Raw genomic sequence first — 21,389 nt, forward strand, 5'->3', positions numbered from 1 at the left:
CTGCTTTTCGCCGGGCTGGGTCCGATCGCGATCGGGGCCGGTGGCCGTCGCGTCGCCTCGCTGGTCTCGGACCGGATGGCGTCCGAGAGGCTGCCGGACAGGCCTTCAGGAGAAGATCAGAACCAGTCCAAGAACTGACGCCGTCATACTCATTCGAACAAATTCTGTCGATAGGCGTCTACTTCTGTTCAGTAGTACGGCCCGGACCAACTACTCCCCGCACTCTGTACTTCGACGTGCAGTGACTGTCCAATCGAGAGCGGGTGCGGGAACTATGGAGAGCCGCGGGAGTGTCCCCGCCAGGCCCGTGTCCTACGAGGGAGTCTGGCGGTTCACCGCGCCGGCCGTCGACGTCTCCGTACCGCAGGCCCGGCACGCCGTACGCGATCTGCTGAACCGCCAGGGCGTGCCGATGGACGAAGGTATCGCCCAGGGCCTGCTGCTCATCGTCTCGGAGCTGGTCACCAACGCCGTGAAGCACGCCGCGCTGCTCTCCCCGGAGCTCGCCGTCGAGGTGGCCGTCGGTGCCGAATGGGTCAGAGTCTCCGTCGAGGACAACCACCCGTACCGGCCCACGGCGCTGGAGACGGACTATGCGCAGACGGGCGGGCGCGGGCTCCTGTTGGTCCGGGAGATCACGAACGAGGCGGGCGGCACCTGCGATGTCGAGCACACCGCCGGCGGCGGAAAGATCATTTGGGCTGCGCTGCCGCTGAACCCGTACCTCTGACCGCCCCCGCCCGTCCCGCGCTCACCGTTCGGTTCGCCGCTACCAGCCCGCGGACGGGCCGGTCAGCTCCCTGATCGCCGGGCGCGCGGCATCGAGCACCGTCATGAACCACGCCGAGAACGGTGCCTCGGCATGCCGCTTCGCCAGTTCGTCGGCGGCCACGAACGCTGTCTCACCGATCTCCTCCGGGTCCGGCTCCGGCTCCGCCTGCGCCATCCCGACGAAGAGGTGGTTGAACTCCTGCTCCACCAGGCCCGATGCCGGGTCGGGGTGGTTGTAGCGGACGGTGCCCGCCTCGGCCAGCAGCGAGGGCGAGATCCCGAGCTCCTCGTACGTACGGCGGGCGGCGGCGGTGAAGGGTGCCTCGCCCGGGTACGGGTGGCCGCAGCAGGTGTTCGACCAGACACCGGGGGAGTGGTACTTGCCGAGCGCCCGGCGCTGCAGCAGCAGTCTGCCCTGCTCGTCGAAGAGGAACACGGAGAACGCCCGGTGCAGTTGACCGGGTGCCTGGTGGGCGGCGAGCTTCTCCGCCGTGCCGATGGTGGTGCCGTTCTCGTCGACCAGTTCGAGCATGATCGCTTCTGCTGTGCCGTTCGACGAGCTGTTCGCCGCGGTGGCTGGTGTGGTCGGCATACCCATCCTTCGCTATGGTCCCCGGCCTTGTGCGCCGGTCCCCTCGAGTCTGCTCAAGTCTGCCGTACAAAAGCGGCTTGTCCGTACTTCGAGCCCTGGCATGTCCGGTCCCGCCGCACCTGATGGATGCGGCGGGACCGGACGGCACGTCAGATCCCGAATGCCGCCGGATACTGGATCGTGCCCGTCGGCACGGGCAGGGAATCGTCGAGGACCAGAGCCATCATCGCCTCGTCCGGCACCTCGAAGCCCGCCCGGATCCCGTACCGGGACGCAGGTACGAAGCCGAACCGCGGGTAGTAGTCGGGATGCCCGAGCACCAGCACGAGCGACTCGCCCCGCAGCCGCGCCGCGTCCAGCACGGCCCGCACCACCGCCTGACCCGCACCCTGCCGCTGACGGCCCGGGGCGGTCGCCACCGGGGCCAGTGCGAGCGCCGGTGCGTCACCGACCCGGCACCGGGTCAGCAGGGCGTACGCCGCGATGTCCCCGGCCCCCTCGGTCTCCCGCGCCACGTAGGACAGACCGGGCAGCCAGGCCTGCGGATCGGTGCGCAGCGCGTCGACGAGACGGGCCTCGTCCGGAGTCGGGAAGGCTGCCGCATTGACCACGTGCACGGCACCGATGTCCGCCGCCGTCTCCGGCCCGGTGGTCCAGCGGGGGTCGGCGGGGCGCAGGACGTACGCGGCATAGCCGTACTCCGCACCGTGGTCGCGGCGCATGGCCAGTTCCTCCCGGGTGGACGCGAGTGCCCACGCCATACCGGGCGCCGACGGATCGGTGGCCGCGACCTTCTCGGCGAGCGGCACGTAGTACTCGTCCCAGTCGCTCTCGGGTTGCACCCGCACCCCGAGGACGTGATAGCCCGCCGCGACGGCCTGCGCCGTCTGTGCGGACACCGGGAGCATCGGGCCGTCCTGGTCCCAGAAGGCGCGCGCCTCGTCGGACGGCGCGTCCGTCGTCCAGACGCACTGGCTGACGACCAGGGAGCCGCCCGGGGCGAGCAGCCGCTTCCAGTCCCGCAGCGCGGTGTCGAAGCCGATGATGTACGCGGATCCCTCGGCCCAGACCAGATCGAACGACGCGTCCGCGAAGTCCGGGGTGCCGGGGCCGGAAAGCCTGCCCATGTCGGCGTGGACAGTACGGATCCGGTCGCCGAGCCCGCGCGCCTCGGCGGACGCGCGCAGCTCGTCGAGGAACGGCTGATGGGTGTCGACGGCCGTCACCTCGGCGCCGGCGTCGGCGGCGAGCAGCAGCGCGGCACGGCCGGGACCGCAGCCCAGATCGAGGACGCGCGGACGGTGCGGCAGTGGGCCGGTGCGGGCGAGCAGCCACCGGGTGGTGGTGTCGGAGCCGGGGCTCTGCCGGGGCAGGTGGTGGTGCAGGGAGAAGAACGCCTCGTAACGGGCGGCGTGATCGTTGTCGGTCAACGTGGGAAACCCCTGAGTGAAAGGGTTCCGGCCGACGTGGTGACTCGGTGTGGGTGAGCCGGGGCGTCAGCCGGGAACCCGGGAGCGGAAGAAGGACCGGATGCTGCGCCGGGCAGGCGCCGTCGCGACGGTCATCAACCTCAGCTCCTCTCTCAGGCACGGGGAGGCTCGCACACCTCTGCGCACGACCCTAACATCCACGCCAGGGCGGCAGTTGGAGCACCGCGCTGAACCGCCGTTCAGTGACAGAGTCTGGCCTCGTGCTCCGCGTGCCCGCTCGGCTCCAGCTGGAACGTGCAGTGCTCGACGTCGAAGTGGTCGCCGAGACAGCCCTGCAGCTCGTGCAGCAGCTTCTCGTGCCCCATCGAGTCGAGCAGCTCCTGCCGCACCACCACGTGGGCGGAGAGCACCGGCATCCCCGAGGTGATGGTCCAGGCATGCAGGTCATGGACGTCCAGCACCCCGGGCAGGGCGGTGATGTGGGCCCGTACCTCGCCCATGTCGACGCCCTTGGGGGCCGCCTCCAGCAGCACATTGAGCGTCTCCCGGAGCAGCTTGACCGTACGGGGGACGATCATCAGGCCGATCAGCAGCGAGGCGATCGGGTCGGCGGCCTGCCAGCCGGTGGCCAGGATGATGCTGGCCGAGACCAGCACGGTGACCGAGCCGAGCGCGTCCGCGAGCACCTCCAGATAGGCGCCACGCACATTGAGGCTGTCCTTCTGCCCGCGCACCAACAGCGACAGGGAGACCATGTTGGCCACCAGGCCGACGAGGGCGAAGACGATCGTCAGCCCGCCCCGGGTCTCGGCGGGCGTGATGAAACGCTGGACCGCCTCGTAGAGCAGATAGCCGCCCACGCCGAGCAGCAGCAGGCAGTTGGCCAGAGCGGCGAGGATCTCGGCCCGGGCGTAGCCGAAGGTCCGGTTGAGTCCGGCCGGCTTGTTGGCGAAGTGGATCGCCATCAGCGCCATGCCCAGCCCCAGTGCATCGGTCGCCATATGGGCGGCGTCGGCGATCAGCGCGAGCGAGTCGGAGAGCAGACCACCGATGATCTCCACGACCATCACGGTGAGTGTGATGCACAGCGCGATCCGCAGCCGTCCCTTGTACCCGGCGGCCGCGGTGCCGGTGGGCGGCGGCCCGCCGTGCGAGTGCCCGTGATCGTGCCCAGCCCCCATGGGGACGCCTCCGGTCGTCTTGCGGAACCGGACCTGTATCGGCCCGAGAAGGCCAGTGAACTACGGGTAGGGGGTATCCGGCAACACGGTACTGAACACCGTTGTCATGTGCTCTGACCTGCGGAAACGATGGCAGGTCAGGGCGGTCGAGCAGTCAGTGCGGATCAGTCGGCGAGTGCCCCGGGGTGGCGCAGGCACCAGCCCTCCCAGGCCGACTCGACCATCTCTCGCACCCCGCGCCGGGCCGTCCAGCCCAGCTCCTCGGACATCCGTGCGGCGGAGGCGACGGCTCTGGCCGCGTCGCCGGGCCGGCGCGGCTCGGTCTGCGGCTTGATCGGGTGACCGGTGACCTCGCCCACCAGATCGGCGAGCTCGCGCACCGAGACGCCCTCGCCGCGGCCGATGTTCACGGTCAGGTCCCCGGAGCCGTCCTGCTCCGCCAGCCGGCGGGCCACCGCGAGATGCGCGTCGGCGAGATCGGCGACGTGGATGTAGTCGCGGATGCAGGTCCCGTCCGGCGTCGGATAGTCGTCGCCGAAGATCCGGGGGGCCTCGCCGCGGGTCAGCCGGTCGAAGAACATCGGTATGACATTGAAGACGCCGGTGTCCGAGAGTTCCGGCTCGGTCGCTCCCGCCACATTGAAGTAGCGCAGACAGCCGGTGGACAGCGCGTGCGCCCTCCCGGTCGCCCGGACCAGCCACTCCCCGGCAAGCTTGGTCTCACCGTACGGATTGATCGGTGCGCAGGGAGTCTCCTCGGTGATGAGTCCCACGTCCGGTACGCCGTACACGGCGGCCGAGGAGGAGAAGACGAAGCTCCGCACACCGGCCGCGACCACGGCCTCCAGCAGGACGGCTAGCCCCGAGACGTTCTCCCGGTAGTAGAGCAGTGGCTTCTCGACGGACTCACCGACCTGCTTCTTCGCTGCGAGATGCACCACACCGGTCACCGCGTGCTCGGCGAGCGTACGGTCGAGCAGCGCGCGGTCGGCGGCCGAGCCGCGGATCAGCGGTACATCGGCCGGGAGCCGGTCGCGGATGCCGGTCGAGAGGTCGTCGAGCACGACCACCCGCTCCCCGGCAGCCGCCATGGCCCGCACCACATGTGCCCCGATATAGCCCGCTCCGCCTGTGATCAGCCATGTCATACCCGTCAGCCTAGGTCTATGCCCCTGCGGCGCGTGAGCCGAGGGGGAGACCGGTACCCCCGCGGTTTGTGAGCCGGGGCCGGGATCGACGATGATGATCGCGGGCGGCGCCGCATGATGCCGGTCCACCCCGAACGGAGCTCGAACGGGCAGTGAACTCCCGCTTCCGTTCATCCGATAGCCTCTGCCGACGTGCCGCCGGCCCGCATCCGGGCCGCACCGTCGCGCGCCGACCCTGTCAGCACCAAGGAGTGAGTTCGTCTGTCGACCGCCATCCTCACCGGTGCACCGGTACCCGGATCGTCGCTCGAGGACGATCTGAGGTCGCTGGGCTTCGACGTGCAGGCCGCCGCTGATGTCACCGAGGCCGCCGAGCTGCTCTCCGCGGCTCCCGCCGACGTCCGCGTCGCACTCGTCGATCCCCGTTTCGTCGGACACGTCCACGCCCTCCGGCTCGGACTGACCGACCCCCGCTTCCCCGCCGCCACCGTCCCCGGTGCGCTCACCGCACAGCCGGAGGCGCGTCCCGCGCTGGCCCGTGCCCTGCGCAGCGCCACCGCGGCCATCGGTGCGGGCGTCCCCCTGGGGCGGGCCGGCGGCGCGGACACCGTGCCCGCCACCGACCGCACCGTGCCGGGACACCTCGCCATCGCGCTGGAGTCCGAGGGCACCGCCGTGCAGCGCCCGGAGCTCGGCTCGCTCGTCGCGGCCGTCCCCGTCGACCAGGCCGCCCGGGCCACGGCGCAGTCCGCCGTGGCCGCGGTCGACGACGAGGCGGTACGGCTGCGCAGCGCCGTGAAGGCCCGCGACGGCTTCTTCACCACGCACTTCATCAGCCCGTACTCGCGTTACATCGCCCGCTGGTGCGCGCGCCGCGGCCTCACCCCGAACCAGGTCACCACCGCCTCCCTGCTCACCGCGCTGATCGCGGCGGGCTGCGCGGCGACCGGCAGCCGCGGCGGGTACATCGCCGCCGGACTGCTGCTGCTCTTCTCCTTCGTCCTGGACTGCACCGACGGGCAGCTCGCCCGTTACTCGCTGCAGTACTCGACGATGGGCGCCTGGCTGGACGCCACGTTCGACCGGGCCAAGGAGTACGCGTACTACGCGGGCCTCGCCCTCGGCGCGGCCCGCAACGGCGACGACGTATGGGCGCTCGCCCTCGGTGCGATGGTGCTGCAGACCTGCCGCCATGTCGTCGACTTCTCGTTCAACGAGGCCAACCACGACGCGGTCGCCAATTCGAGCCCGACGGCAGCCCTCTCCGACAAGCTCGACAGCGTCGGCTGGACGGTCTGGCTGCGCCGGATGATAGTGCTGCCGATCGGCGAGCGCTGGGCGATGATCGCCGTGCTGACCGCGGTGACGACCCCGCGGATCGTCTTCTACGCTCTGCTGATCGGCTGCTCCGTCGCCGCCTGCTACACCACCGCCGGCCGCCTGCTGCGTTCGCTGACCCGCAAGGCACAGCGCACCGACCGGGCCGCTCAGGCGCTCGCCGACCTCGCGGACTCCGGGCCGCTGGCCGGCCTCGTCGTGGCGAGGGGACCCCGCATCCGGGGCGGATGGGCCGCCCCGGTGGTGGCCCTCGTCGGTGCGGCCGCCCTGATCGGCGCCGCTCTGCTGCAGCCGTTCGGCAGCCGGCAGATGATCGTCGCCGCGGTGTTCTACGCGGTCTGCTCCGGCGTCGCCGTCGCCCGCCCCCTCAAGGGCGCACTCGACTGGCTCGTACCCCCGATATTCCGGGCGGCGGAGTACTGCACGATCCTCGCTCTGGCCGCCCGCAGCGATCTCGACCAAGCCCTTCCTGCGGCTTTCGGTCTGATTTCGGCCGTTGCCTACCATCACTACGACACGGTGTACCGCATTCGCGGGGGCACTGGCGCGCCGCCCCGGTGGCTGGTGCGAACGATCGGTGGGCACGAGGGCCGGACCCTGGTGGTGGCCGTACTCGCCGCCGTACTCACTCAGCATTCAGGTTTCACCGTGGCACTCACCGCTCTCGCGGTGGCCGTGGCCGTGGTGGTGCTCGCCGAGTCCATCCGCTTCTGGGTGTCCTCCGGAGCACCTGCTGTTCACGACGAAGGAGAACCCGCATGATCGGCCTCGTACTCGCAGCCGGTGCAGGACGGCGTCTGCGCCCCTACACCGACACGCTTCCGAAGGCCCTGGTGCCGGTCGACGGCGAGAAGACCGTGCTCGACCTGACGCTCGCCAACTTCGCGGAGATCGGCCTCACCGAGGCCGCGATCGTCGTCGGCTACCGCAAGGAGGCCGTGTACGACCGCAAGGCCGAGCTGGAGGCGAAGTACGGCCTGACGCTCCACCTCGTCGACAACGACAAGGCCGAGGAGTGGAACAACGCCTACTCCCTGTGGTGCGCCCGCGAGGTGCTGAAGCGGGGCGTCATCCTCGCCAACGGCGACACCGTGCACCCGGTCTCCGTGGAGAAGACGCTCCTCGCCGCCCGCGGCAACGGCCAGAAGATCATCCTCGCCCTCGACACGGTGAAGAACCTCGCCGACGAGGAGATGAAGGTCATCACCGACGGCGACAAGGGCGTCCAGCGGATCACCAAGCTGATGGACCCGGCCACCGCGACCGGCGAGTACATCGGCGTCACCCTGATAGAGCCCGAGGCCGCCGAGGAGCTCGCCGACGCCCTGCGGGCGACGTTCGAGCGCGACCCCGACCTCTACTACGAGGACGGCTACCAGGAGCTCGTCAACCGCGGCTTCACCGTCGATGTGGCTCCCATCGGCGAAGTGACGTGGGTCGAGATCGACAACCACGACGACCTTGCGAAGGGCCGTGAGATCGCGTGCCAGTACTGACCCGGCTCATCCCGTCCCCGGTCGTCGTCGACATCCGTCGCGGCGCCCTGGACGACCTGGCCGGCCTCCTCGCCGACCAGCGGATCTCCAACTCCGGCAAGCTCGCCGTCGCGATCAGCGGCGGCTCGGGCCGGGTCCTGCGCGAACGGCTGTCCCCGGTGTTGCCGGGTGCCCACTGGTATCAGGTCGCCGACGGCACGATCGACTCCGCCGTGCAGCTCGCCGACGAGATCAAGGGCAACCGGTACGACGCCGTGGTCGGCCTCGGCGGCGGCAAGATCATCGACGTCGCCAAGTACGCCGCGGCACGCGTCGGCATGCCGATGGTCGCGGTTGCGACGAACCTCTCGCACGACGGTCTCTGCTCGCCCGTGGCGACCCTGGACAATGACAACGGACGGGGCTCGTACGGAGTGCCCACGCCTATCGCCGTCGTCATCGATCTCGACATCATCCGCGAGGCGCCCGCCCGCTTCGTCCGCTCGGGCATCGGCGACGCGGTCTCCAACATCTCCTGCGTGGCCGACTGGGAGCTCGCCCACGAGGTCAAGGGCGAGGAGATCGACGGGCTGGCGGCCGCCATGGCCCGGCAGGCGGGTGAGGCCGTGCTGCGCCACCCCGGAGGGGTCGACGACGACGCATTCCTGAAGGTGCTCGCCGAGGGCCTGGTGCTCACCGGTATCTCCATGTCGGTCGCCGGGGATTCCCGGCCGGCCTCGGGCGCCTGCCACGAGATCAACCACGCCTTCGATCTGCTGTACCCCAAGCGCGCCGCCAGCCACGGCGAACAGGTCGGCCTCGGCGCCTGCTTCGCCATGTATCTGCGAGGTGCGCGGGAGGAGTCGCTGCTGATGGTGGCCACCCTGCGCCGGCATGGGCTGCCGGTCCTGCCCGACGACATCGGCTTCACCGCCGACGAGTTCGTCCAGGCCGTCGACTACGCCCCGCAGACGCGGCCGGGACGCTTCACGATCCTCGAACACCTCAACCTGTCCACCGACCAGATCAGGGACGCGTACGCCGACTATGCCAAGACCATCAGTAGCTGAACTCCGTCCGGTCGTTCACCCGAAGGGTGTGAAGGACCGGCGCAGCGGTGAACACTGGGCCGGGCGCATGTACATGCGGGAGATCTCGCTGCACATAGACCGGTACCTGGTGAACACCAAGATCACGCCGAACCAACTGACCTACCTGATGACGGTCTGCGGCGTCCTCGCTGCCCCGGCCCTGCTGGTGCCCGGGATCGCGGGCGCCGTCCTCGGTGTGGTGATGGTCCAGCTCTATCTGCTGCTCGACTGCATCGACGGCGAGGTCGCCCGTTGGAAGAAGCAGTTCTCGCTCGGCGGCGTCTACCTGGACCGCGTCGGCGCCTACCTCTGCGACGCCGCGGTGCTGGTCGGCTTCGGCCTGCGCGCGGCTGATCTCTGGGGCTCCGGGCGGATCGACTGGCTGTGGGCCTTCCTCGGCACCCTCGCCGCCCTCGGCGCCGTCCTGATCAAGGCCGAGACCGACCTCGTCGGCGTCGCCCGTCACCAGGGCGGACTGCCGCCGGTCAAGGAGGCGGCGTCGGAGCCGCGCTCGTCCGGTCTGGCGCTGGCCCGCAAAGCCGCCGCGGCGCTGAAGTTCCACCGCCTGGTGCTCGGAATCGAGGCATCCCTGCTGATCCTGGTCCTCGCGGTCCTGGACGCGGTCAGGGGCGACCTGTTCTTCTCCCGGTTGGGCGTCGCCGTGCTGGCCGGTATCGCCCTCGTACAGACGCTGCTGCACCTGGTCTCGGTCCTGGCGTCGAGCAGGCTGAAGTGAGCACCCCCATGAAGCTCGGCGCGGTCATCATCACGATGGGCAACCGTCCTGACGAGCTGCGCGCCCTCCTCGATTCGGTCGCCAAGCAGGACGGCGACCGGATCGAGGTGGTGGTCGTCGGCAACGGCGCCCCGGTTCCGGACGTCCCCGCAGGGGTACGGACCGTCGAGCTCCCCGAGAACCTCGGCATCCCCGGCGGCCGCAACGTCGGCATCGAGGCGTTCGGCCCGTCCGGCGCCGACGTCGACGCGCTGCTCTTCCTCGACGACGACGGGCTGCTGCCGCTGACCGACACTGCCGAACTGTGCCGGCAGGCGTTCGAGCAGGACCCGAAGCTGGGGATCATCAGCTTCCGCATCGCCGACCCGGACACCGGCGTCACCCAGCGCCGCCACGTGCCACGTCTGCGCGCCGCCGACCCGATGCGCTCGTCGCGGGTGACGACCTTCCTGGGCGGCGCCAACGCCGTCCGTACCCAGGTCCTCGCCGAGGTCGGCGGGCTGCCGGGCGACTTCTTCTACGCGCACGAGGAGACGGATCTCGCCTGGCGGGCACTGGACGCCGACTGGATGATCGACTACCGCGCCGACATGGTCCTGAACCACCCGACCACCGCCCCGTCACGGCACGCGGTCTACCACCGCATGGTGGCGAGGAACCGGGTCTGGCTGGCGCGCCGCAACCTGCCCGCGCTCCTGGTCCCCGTCTACCTCGGTGTCTGGCTGCTGCTGACTCTGCTCCGCAAGCCCTCGGGCCCCGCGCTGAAGGCATGGTTCGGCGGCTTCCGGGAAGGCTGGACCAAGCCCTGCGGACCACGCCGTCCGATGAAGTGGCGCACGGTATGGCGGCTGACCAGACTCGGCCGACCGCCCGTGATCTGAGAAGCTCTCCTCTGAGAGCATGAGGCGTATCTATTTCTTACGGGACCTGTCCGCCTGACCGCGACCGCGACTGGCTGCGCATCTTGAATAACGAAAGTTTCATCTGGTGAGTGACACAACCCACGACGGTGCGGTCGCGCTGAGCACCCCGCCATCCGCCGACGACGGCCTGAGCGCCGCCGCGCTGGCAGGCAAGTACGGCCTGACGGTGAGCGGCGCCCGGCCCGGGCTGTTCGAGTACGTCCAGCAGCTCTGGGGCCGCCGCCACTTCATCATGGCGTTCTCCCGGGCCAAGCTGACCGCCCAGTACAGCCAGGCCAAGCTCGGCCAGCTGTGGCAGGTGGCCACGCCGCTCCTCAACGCCCTGGTCTACTACTTGATCTTCGGGCTGATCCTGGGCACCAGGAAGGGCATGACCCTGGAGATCTTCATCCCCTTCCTGGTGACGGGCGTCTTTGTCTTCACCTTCACGCAGAGCTCGGTCATGGCGGGCGTACGGGCGATCTCGGGCAACCTCGGACTGGTCCGTGCCCTGCACTTCCCCCGCGCGTCGCTGCCCATCTCGTTCTCGCTGCAGCAGCTCCAGCAGCTGCTGTTCTCGATGATCGTGCTGGCGGTCGTGGCGATCGGCTTCGGCAGCTACCCGTCGCTCTCCTGGCTGCTGATCGTTCCCGCGCTGGTCATGCAGTTCGTCTTCAACACCGGCCTGGCGCTGATCATGGCCCGGCTCGGCAGCAGGACCCCCGACCTCGCCCAGCTGATGCCGTTCATCATGCGGACCTGGATGTACGCGTCCGGTGTCATGTTCTCCATTCCGGTCATGCTCAAGGACAAGCCGGAGTGGATCGCGAGCACGCTGCAGTACAACCCGGCCGCGATCTACATGGACCTGATCCGTTTCGCGCTGATCGACGGCTACGGCTCCGAGAACCTGCCGCCGCACGTCTGGATCGTCGGTCTCGCCTGGGCGGTCTTCATCGGTCTCGCGGGCTTTGTGTACTTCTGGAAGGCAGAGGAACGGTACGGCCGTGGCTGAGGACAACACTTCGGGGCGCGTCCCCACCGTCATCGCCGACGATGTGCACATCGTGTACCGGGTCAATGGCACCGGCGGAGGCAAGGGCAGTGCCACCGCGGCGCTGAGCCGGATGCTGCGCCGCGGCAAGGGCGAGGCGCGCGGAGTCCGGAAGGTGCACGCGGTACGCGGTGTCACCTTCACCGCCTACCGGGGCGAGGCCATCGGCCTCATCGGGACCAATGGCTCCGGCAAGTCGACCCTGCTGCGGGCCATCGCGGGTCTGCTGCCGACCGAGCACGGCAAGGTGTACACGGACGGACAGCCGTCGCTGCTCGGTGTGAACGCGGCGCTGATGAGCGATCTGACCGGCGAGCGGAACGTGGTGCTCGGCGGGCTCGCGATGGGCATGACGCGCGAGGAGATCCGCGAGCGCTACCAGGGGATCGTCGACTTCTCGGGCATCAACGAGAAGGGCGACTTCATCACCCTGCCGATGCGGACGTACTCCTCCGGTATGGCCGCCCGGCTCCGGTTCTCCATCGCCGCCGCCAAGAACCATGACGTCCTCATGATCGACGAGGCGCTGGCCACCGGTGACCGCAAGTTCCAGATCCGCTCCGAGAAGCGCATCCGCGAGCTGCGCAAGGAGGCGGGCACGGTCTTCCTGGTCAGCCACAGCAACAAGTCCATCAGGGACACCTGCGACCGGGTGCTCTGGCTGGAGAAGGGCGAGCTGCTGATGGACGGCCCGACCGACGAGGTCCTCAAGGCGTACGAGCGGGAGACCGGGAAGTAGACCCCTTCGCCGTCCTCCCTCACGGCAGCGGCCTCCGCCGGAGGACTCCGGCGGAGGCCGCTGCCGTGTCCGGATCATGGACCCCCGACGGGCGTGCACCGTTCCCTGCGCCACGCCAGGGGCGATCTCCTCCCGCCGGATGACGTCAATTTCCTTGCGCGCGGGGAAGGTTGGCGAGGAGCGCGGCGTTGTCGCAGTGCGCACTGCACCCGGGCGTATGGCTGAGCGTTGTACAACGTAAGCTGTACCGGTGCTGATTCGTAGCAAGTGGGGCGATACCGCCTGGGAGTACCGCCCCTAGCTCCTGTGCGCTCGGGAGAGCGGGCGGCGTGTCCGGAATGGGATGTTTTGGGTCGGCAGTGTAGAACGGGAGATGTGACGGCAATGACGGAAAATCTCCAGCTCCGAGGTGTATATGCCGTCCCCGCGCCGGGCGGTCCGAGGTGACTCGTACCCGGCAGGCGCGCCATGACGCCGCCGTACCCGCCACGCTCGACAAGGCCGCGGACGAGAACTTTCCGGTGGCCCCGTTCTTTCTGCCACGCGCCTGGCGTAACGATCTGATGGCCGTGTACGGATACGCCCGCCTCGTCGACGACATCGGCGACGGCGACCTCGCCCCCGGCGGCGCCGACGCCCGCCACCTCGGCATCGACCCGGCACAGGCCGATGACCGGCTCGCGATGCTCGACGCCTTCGAGGCCGATCTGCACCGCGTCTTCGACCCTGCGGGCGACGGCCCGCGCCACCCGCTGCTGCGGGCACTGCGCCCCACCGTGCGGCGCTGCTCGCTCACCCCCGAACCGTTCCTCGGGCTCATCGAGGCGAACCGGCAGGACCAGAAGGTCCGGCGGTACGGGACGTACGGGGAGCTGCTCGCCTACTGCGAGCTCTCCGCCAATCCCGTCGGCCGGCTGGTCCTCCAGATCACCGGGACCGCGAGCCCCGAGCGGATCCGTCGCTCCGACGCCGTGTGCACCGCCCTGCAGATCGTCGAGCACCTCCAGGACGTCACCGAGGACCTCGGCCGCGATCGGATCTATCTGCCGGCCGAGGACCTGGCCCGGTTCCATGTCACCGAGGCCGACCTGGCAACCCGTTCCGGGGGCGCATCGGTGCGCGCACTGGTTGCATACGAAGCAGAACGCGCCCGGAACCTGCTGAATGAAGGTACCCACCTCGTGGGTAGCGTCCACGGCAGGCTCAAGCTGCTTCTCGCCGGATTTGTCGGAGGGGGGCGTGCCGCCCTCACCGCGATCGCGGCCGCCGGGTTCGACGTACTGCCCGGACCGCCCAAGCCCACCAAGCCCAGCCTGCTGCGCGAGGTGGGAGTTGTCTTGCGAAGAGCGCGTAGAGAGGGGTGAGCCGGACCGTGGAGGGACAGACGACGTACATGGCGGCGCCGGTACAGGCCGCATACAGTTACTGCGAGGCCGTCACCGGACAGCAGGCGCGTAACTTCGCGTACGGAATCAGGCTGCTGCCCACCGAGAAGCGACAGGCCATGTCGGCGTTGTACGCCTTCTCCCGCCGGGTCGACGACATCGGCGACGGAGAGCTGGACCCGCAGACCAAGCGAACCCGGCTGGAGAGCACCCGCGCACTCCTGGACCGGATCCGGGACGGTGCGGTCGACGAGGACGACACCGACCCGGTCGCCGTCGCGCTCGCCGACGCCGCACGCCGGTTCTCGCTGCCGCTCGGCGGGCTCGACGAGCTGATCGACGGCGTCCTGATGGACGTGCGCGGCGCGACGTACGAGACGTGGGACGACCTCAAGGCCTACTGCCGGTGTGTCGCCGGAGCCATCGGGCGGCTCAGCCTGGGTGTCTTCGGGACGGAACCGGGCGCGCCAGGCGCGGACCGGGCCGCGGAGTACGCCGATACGCTCGGCCTCGCCCTGCAGCTCACCAACATCCTCCGCGACGTCCGCGAGGACGCGGGCAACGGACGCACGTACCTGCCCTCCGACGACCTCGCCAAGTTCGGCTGCTCCGTCGGTTTCCACCGGGCCACGCCGCCGCCGGGTTCCGACTTCGCGGGCCTGGTCCACTTCGAGGTCCGACGCGCGCGTGCCCTCTTCGCCGAGGGGTACCGGCTGCTACCGATGCTGGACCGCCGCAGCGGAGCCTGTGTCGCCGCCATGGCCGGTATCTACCGACGGCTGCTCGACCGGATCGAGCGCGACCCGGAGGCGGTGCTGCGCGGCCGGGTCTCGCTGCCGGGCCATGAGAAGGCGTACGTCGCGGTGCGTGGCCTGTCGGGTCTGGACGCGCGGTACATTTCGCGCCGAGCGGCCCGGGGGCGTGTCTGATGCGTATCACGCACAACTCGCGCAACATGTGGATCACGGACCATCGGTCTCTCCGACGGGCAACCCTCCGACGGGATGACGCGTCCCTGACTGAAACGACGTGCCTGATCGAGATGACCCGCCCAACCGGGACGAACCGGCAGAAACGGAAGGGGGACGCATGACCGACGAGGCCCTGCGCTCCTCCCGCGCCGTCGTGATCGGCGGCGGACTCGCCGGCATCACCGCGACCCTCCGGCTCGCCGACGCCGGGGTTGACGTGACCCTGCTCGAAGGACGGCCCCGGCTCGGCGGACTCGCCTTCTCCTTCCGTCGTGGCGAACTGACGGTCGACAACGGGCAGCATGTCTATCTCCGCTGCTGCACCGCCTACCGCTGGTTCCTCGACCGGGTCGAGGGCGCCCGTCTGGCACCCCTGCAAAACCGTTTGGACGTGCCCGTTCTCGATGTCGGACGCCCCTCGGGGCCCCGGCTCGGACGGCTGCGCCGCAATGCGCTTCCCGTTCCGTTCCACCTCGCCGCCGGACTTGCCGGCTATCCGCACCTCTCGCTCGCCGAACGGGCGTCCGTCGGGCGCGCCGCACTGGCGCTCGGCCGCCTCGACCCGGACGACCCGGCGCTCGACACCATCGACTTCGGCAGTTGGCTGGCCCGGCACGGACAGTCCCCGCGCACCATCGAGGCCCTCTGGGACCTGGTCGGCGTCGCCACCCTCAACGCCACCGCACCGAACTCCTCGCTGGCCCTCGCCGCGAAGGTCTTCAAGACCGGACTCCTCTCCGAGCCCGGTGCCGCCGACATCGGCTGGGCGAGCGTGCCGCTCGGCGAGGTCCACGACACGCTGGCCCGCAAGGCGCTCGACTCCGCAGGGGTACGGACCGAGCTGCGCACCAAGGCCGACAGCCTCTCCCGTACCGACGACGGACGCTGGATCGTCGCCACGGGCGCCGAACGGATCGAGGCGGACACCGTCGTCCTCGCCGTCCCGCAGCGCGAGACCCACGGCCTGCTGCCCGAGGGGGCACTCGACGCGCCGGACAGGCTGCTCGACATCGGCACCTCGCCGATCCTGAATGTGCACGTCGTCTACGACCGCAAGGTGCTGCGCCGTCCGTTCTTCGCCGCGCTCGGCTCCCCGGTCCAGTGGGTCTTCGACCGTACGGACGCCTCCGGGCTCACCGGTCCCGGGCAGTACCTCGCGGTCTCCCAGTCCGCGGCCGACGACGAGATCGACCTGCCCGTCGCCGAACTGCGCAGCCGCTACCTGCCCGAACTGGAGCGGCTGCTGCCCGCCGCCCGCGGAGCCGGCATCAGGGACTTCTTCGTCACCCGGGAGCGCACGGCGACCTTCGCCCCCGCCCCCGGCGTCGGCCGGTTGCGCCCCGGACCCCGCACTCGTACCCCCGGCCTTCATCTGGCCGGAGCATGGACGGCCACGGGCTGGCCCGCGACGATGGAGGGCGCTGTCCGCAGCGGGTTCAGCGCCGCCGACGCCGCGCTCTCCGCGCTCGGCCGCACCCATGAACATCCGCTGCAGGAGGCGGCATGAGCAGTACCACCGGAACAAGAGGAGAGTCAGTGACCCCGGCGAATCCGGCTTTCGACACCGTGGCAGACACCGCGGACGTCACCGCGCTTCTGGAGCGCGGACGGGCCATGTCCGCTCCGGTGCTCAGGGCCGCCGTTGAGCGGCTCGCACCGCCCATGGACACCGTCGCTGCCTACCACTTCGGCTGGATCGACGCTCAGGGCCGACCCGCCGACGGCGACGGCGGCAAGGCCGTCCGCCCCGCGCTCGCCCTGCTGTCCGCGGAGGCGGCGGGAGCCGCCGCCGAGGCCGGCATCCCCGGCGCCGTCGCCGTCGAACTCGTTCACAACTTCTCGCTGCTGCACGACGACCTGATGGACGGCGACGAGCAGCGCCGTCACCGCGACACCGTATGGAAGGTTCACGGCCCCGCCCAGGCGATCCTGGTCGGCGACGCGCTCTTCGCGCTGGCCAACGAGATCCTGCTGGAGCTCGGCACGGTCGAGGCGGGCCGTGCGGCCCGCCGGCTGACCACCGCCACCCGTAGGCTCATCGACGGGCAGGCCCAGGACATCTCCTACGAGCACCGCGAGCGGGTCACCGTCGAGGAGTGCCTGGAGATGGAGGGCAACAAGACGGGTGCCCTGCTCGCCTGCGCCGTGTCCATCGGCGCGGTGCTCGGTGGCGCCGACGACCGCACCGCCGACACCCTGGAGGCGTACGGCTACCACCTCGGCCTCGCCTTTCAGGCCGTCGACGATCTGCTCGGCATCTGGGGCGACCCGGAGTCCACCGGCAAGCAGACCTGGAGCGATCTGCGTCAGCGCAAGAAGTCCCTGCCGGTCGTCGCCGCGCTCGCCGCGGGCGGGCCGGCCTCGGAGCGCCTCGGCGAACTGCTCGCCGCGGACGCCAAGAGCAGCGACTTCGACAGTTTCTCCGAGGAGGAGTTCGCCGCCCGGGCGGCGCTCATCGAGGAGGCGGGCGGCCGCGAGTGGACCGCCCAGGAGGCCCGTCGGCAGCATGCGGTCGCCATCGAGGCGCTGCACGGTGTCGCCATGCCGGAAACCGTGCGGGCGCAGCTCACGGCGCTCGCGGACTTCGTCGTCGTACGAAAGAGATGATCACCATCCGCATATGACTCGCAGTCGCCGGCCGGGGCCCGTACCGGGCGCCGGCCGACGGAGACCCCAGCACAGCAGAGGACCAACTGCACGAAGGGGAAGCCATGACAGCGACGACCGACGGAAGCACCGGGGCTGTGAACCCCCGCGCAGCCTCGGCCAGCGAACCGACCGAATCAACCATCGCCGCGGACGACGTGCTCGCCGCCGCGCGGCGGGCCGCGGAACGCTCGGTGGAGCACCTCCTCGGCAGGCAGGACGTCCAGGGCTGGTGGAAGGGCGACCTCGCCACCAACGTCACGATGGACGCCGAGGACCTGCTGCTCCGTCAGTTCCTCGGCATTCAGGACCCGGCCACCGTCGAGGCGGCCGGACTTTTCATCCGCGGCGAGCAACTCGTCGACGGCACCTGGGCCACTTTCTACGGCGGCCCGGGAGACCTCTCCGCCACCATTGAGGCCTATGTCGCGCTGCGGCTGGCCGGAGACCGGCCGGACGAGCCGCACATGGCCCGCGCCTCCGGATGGATCCGGGAACAGGGCGGCGTCGCGGAGAGCCGCGTTTTCACCCGCATCTGGCTGGCCCTCTTCGGCTGGTGGAAGTGGGACGACCTGCCGGAGCTCCCACCGGAGCTGATGTTCTTCCCGAAGTGGGTCCCGCTCAACATCTACGACTTCGGCTGCTGGGCCCGGCAGACCATTGTGCCACTGACCGTCGTCTCGGCGAAGCGGCCGGTACGGCCGGCGCCCTTCACCCTCGACGAACTGCACACCGACCCGCTCGTCCCGAACCCGCCCAAGCGCCCCGCTCCGGCGGCCAGCTGGGACGGCGTCTTCCAGCGCCTCGACAGGGCACTGCACGTCTACCACAAGGTGGCCCCGCGCCGACTGCGCCGGATCGCCATGAACGTTGCGGCCCGCTGGATCATCGAACGCCAGGAGAACGACGGCTGCTGGGGTGGCATCCAGCCGCCCGCCGTGTACTCCGTCATCGCCCTGCACCTCCTCGGCTACGACCTCGACCACCCGGTGATGCGGGCCGGCCTGGATTCACTGAACCGGTTCGCCGTCTGGCGCGAGGACGGCGCCCGCATGATCGAGGCCTGTCAGTCGCCGGTCTGGGACACCTGCCTCGCCACCATCGCGCTCGCCGATGCCGGAGTCAGCCCCGACCATCCCGCGCTCGTGAAAGCGGCGGACTGGATGCTCGGCGAGGAGATCGTCAGGCCCGGCGACTGGTCCGTGCGCCGACCACAACTGGACCCGGGCGGATGGGCGTTCGAGTTTCACAACGACAACTACCCGGACATCGACGACACCGCCGAGGTGGTCCTCGCGCTGCGCCGGGTCCGGCACCCGAACCCGACCGGCATCGAGGCCGCCATCGAACGCGGGGTGCGTTGGAACCTCGGCATGCAGTCCCGCAACGGCGCCTGGGGTGCATTCGACGCCGACAACACCAGCCCGTTCCCCAACCGGCTGCCGTTCTGCGACTTCGGAGAGGTCATCGACCCGCCGTCCGCCGATGTCACCGGACACGTGGTGGAGATGCTCGCCATGGAGGGGCGGTCCGACCACCCCGCCGTCCGGCGCGGCATCGAGTGGCTGCTCGCCGAACAGGAGGCGAGTGGTGCCTGGTTCGGCCGTTGGGGCGTCAACTACGTATACGGAACCGGGTCGGTGGTGCCCGCCCTGATCGCTGCCGGGCTGCCCGCCGCTCATCCGGCGATCCGCCGGGCGGTCGGCTGGCTGGAATCCGTGCAGAACGACGACGGCGGCTGGGGCGAGGACCTGCGCTCGTACCGGGAGGAGAAGTGGATCGGGCACGGCTCGTCCACCGCCTCCCAGACCGCCTGGGCGCTCCTCGCCCTCCTCGCCGCCGGCCGGCAGGACAGTACGGCGGTGACCCGGGGCATCGCCTGGCTGACCGAGGCCCAGCAGGCCGACGGGTCCTGGGACGAGCCGTACTTCACCGGGACCGGGTTCCCGTGGGACTTCTCCATCAACTACCACCTCTACCGGCAGGTCTTCCCGCTCACCGCACTCGGTCGGTATGTGTACGGCGACCCGTTCGCCGCCCGGACGGCCACCCTCGAGGGGGCCTGATGGGCGATACCCCGGGGGCGCCCGGCCCCGCAGCGCCTCTGCTGATCGCCTGCGCGCTCGGCATCGAGCGACTTGCCCTGCGCAGCGGCAGAGGAAAGGCCGGCGACGCCCCTGGTCCGGTGACCGTGCTCCGTACGGGCATGGGCCCGCGAGCCGCCGAGACGGCCGTGGAACGCGCGCTCGCCCAGGACCGGGCGCACGGCTCCGCGGTCATCGCCTCCGGGTTCTGTGCCGGGCTCGCACCCGGCATGCACCCCGGGGACCTGGTGGTCGCCGACGAGACCCGGGAAGCCGGGGACTCGACTGCCTGTACCGGTGCGGGTCTGCTCGCCGAGGCCCTCGCCAGAGCAGTGCCGGGCCGCACCGTCCACACCGGTCCGCTGATCGGTTCCGGCCATGTCGTACGCGGACATGAGCGGGCCGAGCTGCGGGCCACCGGGGCGATCGCGGTGGACATGGAGTCCGCCGCCACTCTTCGCACCGCCCTGCGCACCGGGCCGCGCCCGGTTGCGGCTGTACGGGTGGTCGTGGACGCTCCGGAGCACGAGCTCGTCCGTATCGGCACGGTACGCGGTGGAATATCAGCCTTCCGCGTTCTTCGTGCCGTCCTACCGGCTTTCTATGAATGGCACCGATCTTTGCTGCTCCCCAGGAGGTGAGCTAGATGGCCATGCCGCTCCGTCAGACCATCAAGGTTGCGACGTACCTCATTGAACAAAAGCTCCGCAAGCGGGACAAGTTCCCGTTGATTGTCGAGCTGGAGCCTTTGTTCGCCTGCAATCTGGCGTGCGAGGGCTGCGGAAAGATCCAGCATCCGGCCGGGGTCCTGAAACAGCGCATGCCGGTGGCCCAGGCCGTCGGCGCGGTGCTGGAATCGGGTGCCCCGATGGTTTCCATCGCGGGGGGCGAACCCCTGATGCACCCGCAGATCGACGAAATCGTGCGGCAACTGGTCGCGCGGAGGAAGTACGTCTTCCTCTGCACCAACGCGATGCTGCTCCGCAAGAAGATCGAGAAATTCACGCCGTCGCCGTATTTCGCCTTCGCGGTGCACATCGACGGACTGCGCGAGCGGCACGACGAATCGGTTGCCAAGGAAGGCGTGTTCGACGAGGCGGTGGCGGCGATCAAGGAGGCCAAGCGGCGCGGCTTCCGGGTCACCACGAACTCCACGTTCTTCAACACCGACACCCCGCAGACCATCATCGAGGTCCTCAACTACCTCAATGACGATCTGAAGGTCGACGAGATGATGATCTCGCCCGCCTACGCGTACGAGAAGGCGCCCGACCAGGAGCACTTCCTCGGCGTCGAGCAGACCCGCGAGCTTTTCAAGAAGTCCTTCGCGGGCGGCAACCGGGCCCGCTGGCGGCTGAACCACTCGCCGCTCTTCCTGGACTTCCTGGAGGGCAAGGCGGACTTCCCGTGCACGGCCTGGGCGATCCCCAACTACTCCCTCTTCGGCTGGCAGAGGCCCTGCTATCTGATGAGCGACGGGTACGTCCCGACGTACCGGGAACTCATCGAGGAGACCGACTGGGACAAGTACGGACGCGGCAAGGACCCGCGCTGCGCCAACTGCATGGCGCACTGCGGCTACGAGCCGACCGCCGTCCTCGCCACCATGGGGTCGCTGAAGGAGTCCCTGCGCGCCGCGCGGGAAACCGTCTCCGGGAACCGGTGACGTCATGACCGCTGGAGAACCAGTCGCACTGGGTCTCCCCGAGCTGCCGGCCCGGCCGCTCGCGATGCGCCGTCCCTCGCGGCGCATCCAGGTCGGGTCGGTGGCGGTCGGTGGGGATGCGCCGGTGTCGGTGCAGTCGATGACCACGACCCGTACGTCGGACGTCGGTGCGACGTTGCA

Annotated in this window: 20 protein-coding genes; 16 read left to right on the forward strand and 4 right to left on the reverse strand. The window is 69.9% G+C overall.

The window, feature by feature from the left end; translation table 11 throughout:
- Positions 1-274: 274 nt before the first annotated feature.
- Positions 275-730, forward strand: a complete 456-nt coding sequence (locus AB0I23_RS11865; RefSeq protein ID WP_359109076.1) for an ATP-binding protein — start codon at positions 275-277, stop codon at positions 728-730.
- 39 nt (positions 731-769) lie between these two features.
- Here the strand turns inward: AB0I23_RS11865 and idi are convergent, their stop codons facing one another.
- The 4 genes from idi to galE all read right to left on the reverse strand — a co-directional run bounded on the left by idi (position 770) and on the right by galE (position 5,122).
- Positions 770-1,363 (reverse strand): isopentenyl-diphosphate Delta-isomerase, encoded by a 594-nt coding sequence (idi, locus tag AB0I23_RS11870; protein WP_359109077.1) that lies wholly within the window; start codon positions 1,361-1,363, stop codon positions 770-772.
- Between the two features lie 149 nt (positions 1,364-1,512).
- Positions 1,513-2,793, reverse strand: a complete 1,281-nt coding sequence (locus AB0I23_RS11875) for a bifunctional class I SAM-dependent methyltransferase/N-acetyltransferase (RefSeq protein WP_359109078.1) — start codon at positions 2,791-2,793, stop codon at positions 1,513-1,515.
- Between the two features lie 239 nt (positions 2,794-3,032).
- Positions 3,033-3,974, reverse strand: coding sequence for a cation diffusion facilitator family transporter (locus AB0I23_RS11880; RefSeq protein ID WP_359109079.1), 942 nt, complete (start codon positions 3,972-3,974; stop codon positions 3,033-3,035).
- 164 nt (positions 3,975-4,138) lie between these two features.
- Entirely contained in the window at positions 4,139-5,122 is a 984-nt protein-coding gene (gene galE / locus AB0I23_RS11885) for a UDP-glucose 4-epimerase GalE (protein ID WP_359109080.1), read from the reverse strand.
- A 339-nt stretch (positions 5,123-5,461) separates the two neighbouring features.
- Between galE and AB0I23_RS11890 the strand changes: the two genes are divergently transcribed.
- The 15 genes from AB0I23_RS11890 to AB0I23_RS11960 form a co-directional block, all read left to right on the forward strand.
- Complete coding sequence (locus AB0I23_RS11890; RefSeq protein ID WP_359109081.1) at positions 5,462-7,222, forward strand: DUF5941 domain-containing protein; 1,761 nt, start codon at positions 5,462-5,464, stop codon at positions 7,220-7,222.
- On the forward strand, positions 7,219-7,956 hold the full coding sequence (locus tag AB0I23_RS11895) for a sugar phosphate nucleotidyltransferase (RefSeq protein WP_037698805.1): 738 nt from the start codon (positions 7,219-7,221) through the stop codon (positions 7,954-7,956). Before AB0I23_RS11890 ends, AB0I23_RS11895 begins: the two co-directional genes overlap by 4 nt.
- The gene (locus AB0I23_RS11900) at positions 7,944-9,005 is read left to right on the forward strand and encodes an iron-containing alcohol dehydrogenase family protein (protein ID WP_359109082.1); all 1,062 of its coding nucleotides are present in this window, start codon (positions 7,944-7,946) and stop codon (positions 9,003-9,005) included. Before AB0I23_RS11895 ends, AB0I23_RS11900 begins: the two co-directional genes overlap by 13 nt.
- Complete coding sequence (locus AB0I23_RS11905; RefSeq protein ID WP_359109083.1) at positions 8,983-9,762, forward strand: CDP-alcohol phosphatidyltransferase family protein; 780 nt, start codon at positions 8,983-8,985, stop codon at positions 9,760-9,762. The genes AB0I23_RS11900 and AB0I23_RS11905 overlap by 23 nt, the downstream gene beginning before the upstream one ends.
- The gene (locus tag AB0I23_RS11910; protein ID WP_359109084.1) at positions 9,759-10,643 is read left to right on the forward strand and encodes a glycosyltransferase family 2 protein; all 885 of its coding nucleotides are present in this window, start codon (positions 9,759-9,761) and stop codon (positions 10,641-10,643) included. Before AB0I23_RS11905 ends, AB0I23_RS11910 begins: the two co-directional genes overlap by 4 nt.
- Before the next feature lie 106 nt (positions 10,644-10,749).
- Positions 10,750-11,679 (forward strand): ABC transporter permease, encoded by a 930-nt coding sequence (locus AB0I23_RS11915; RefSeq protein WP_359109085.1) that lies wholly within the window; start codon positions 10,750-10,752, stop codon positions 11,677-11,679.
- Positions 11,672-12,457 carry an ABC transporter ATP-binding protein gene (locus AB0I23_RS11920; protein ID WP_359109086.1) on the forward strand — a complete coding sequence of 262 codons (786 nt, stop codon included), beginning with the start codon at positions 11,672-11,674 and terminating at the stop codon, positions 12,455-12,457. The genes AB0I23_RS11915 and AB0I23_RS11920 overlap by 8 nt, the downstream gene beginning before the upstream one ends.
- Positions 12,458-12,900: 443 nt before the next feature.
- Entirely contained in the window at positions 12,901-13,821 is a 921-nt protein-coding gene (hpnC, locus tag AB0I23_RS11925) for a squalene synthase HpnC (protein ID WP_359109087.1), read from the forward strand.
- Between the two features lie 29 nt (positions 13,822-13,850).
- Positions 13,851-14,771, forward strand: coding sequence for a presqualene diphosphate synthase HpnD (hpnD, locus tag AB0I23_RS11930; RefSeq protein ID WP_359109100.1), 921 nt, complete (start codon positions 13,851-13,853; stop codon positions 14,769-14,771).
- Between the two features lie 160 nt (positions 14,772-14,931).
- Positions 14,932-16,320 (forward strand): hydroxysqualene dehydroxylase HpnE, encoded by a 1,389-nt coding sequence (gene hpnE / locus AB0I23_RS11935; RefSeq protein ID WP_359109088.1) that lies wholly within the window; start codon positions 14,932-14,934, stop codon positions 16,318-16,320.
- A complete protein-coding gene (locus AB0I23_RS11940) occupies positions 16,317-17,420 on the forward strand; it encodes a polyprenyl synthetase family protein (RefSeq protein WP_359109089.1) in 1,104 nt (367 codons plus the stop codon). The genes hpnE and AB0I23_RS11940 overlap by 4 nt, the downstream gene beginning before the upstream one ends.
- A gap of 104 nt (positions 17,421-17,524) precedes the next feature.
- Complete coding sequence (gene shc / locus AB0I23_RS11945) at positions 17,525-19,525, forward strand: squalene--hopene cyclase (RefSeq protein ID WP_359109090.1); 2,001 nt, start codon at positions 17,525-17,527, stop codon at positions 19,523-19,525.
- The gene (locus AB0I23_RS11950; protein WP_359109091.1) at positions 19,525-20,184 is read left to right on the forward strand and encodes a phosphorylase family protein; all 660 of its coding nucleotides are present in this window, start codon (positions 19,525-19,527) and stop codon (positions 20,182-20,184) included. The genes shc and AB0I23_RS11950 overlap by 1 nt, the downstream gene beginning before the upstream one ends.
- A 5-nt stretch (positions 20,185-20,189) precedes the next feature.
- Positions 20,190-21,209 carry an adenosyl-hopene transferase HpnH gene (gene hpnH / locus AB0I23_RS11955; RefSeq protein ID WP_359109092.1) on the forward strand — a complete coding sequence of 340 codons (1,020 nt, stop codon included), beginning with the start codon at positions 20,190-20,192 and terminating at the stop codon, positions 21,207-21,209.
- Between the two features lie 4 nt (positions 21,210-21,213).
- Positions 21,214-21,389, forward strand: a 176-nt coding sequence (locus AB0I23_RS11960; RefSeq protein ID WP_359109101.1) for a flavodoxin-dependent (E)-4-hydroxy-3-methylbut-2-enyl-diphosphate synthase, incomplete at its 3' end; no start/stop codon positions are given.

It is taken from the genome of Streptomyces atratus (assembly GCF_040655115.1).
Classification (GTDB): Bacteria; Actinomycetota; Actinomycetes; order Streptomycetales; family Streptomycetaceae; genus Streptomyces; species Streptomyces atratus_D.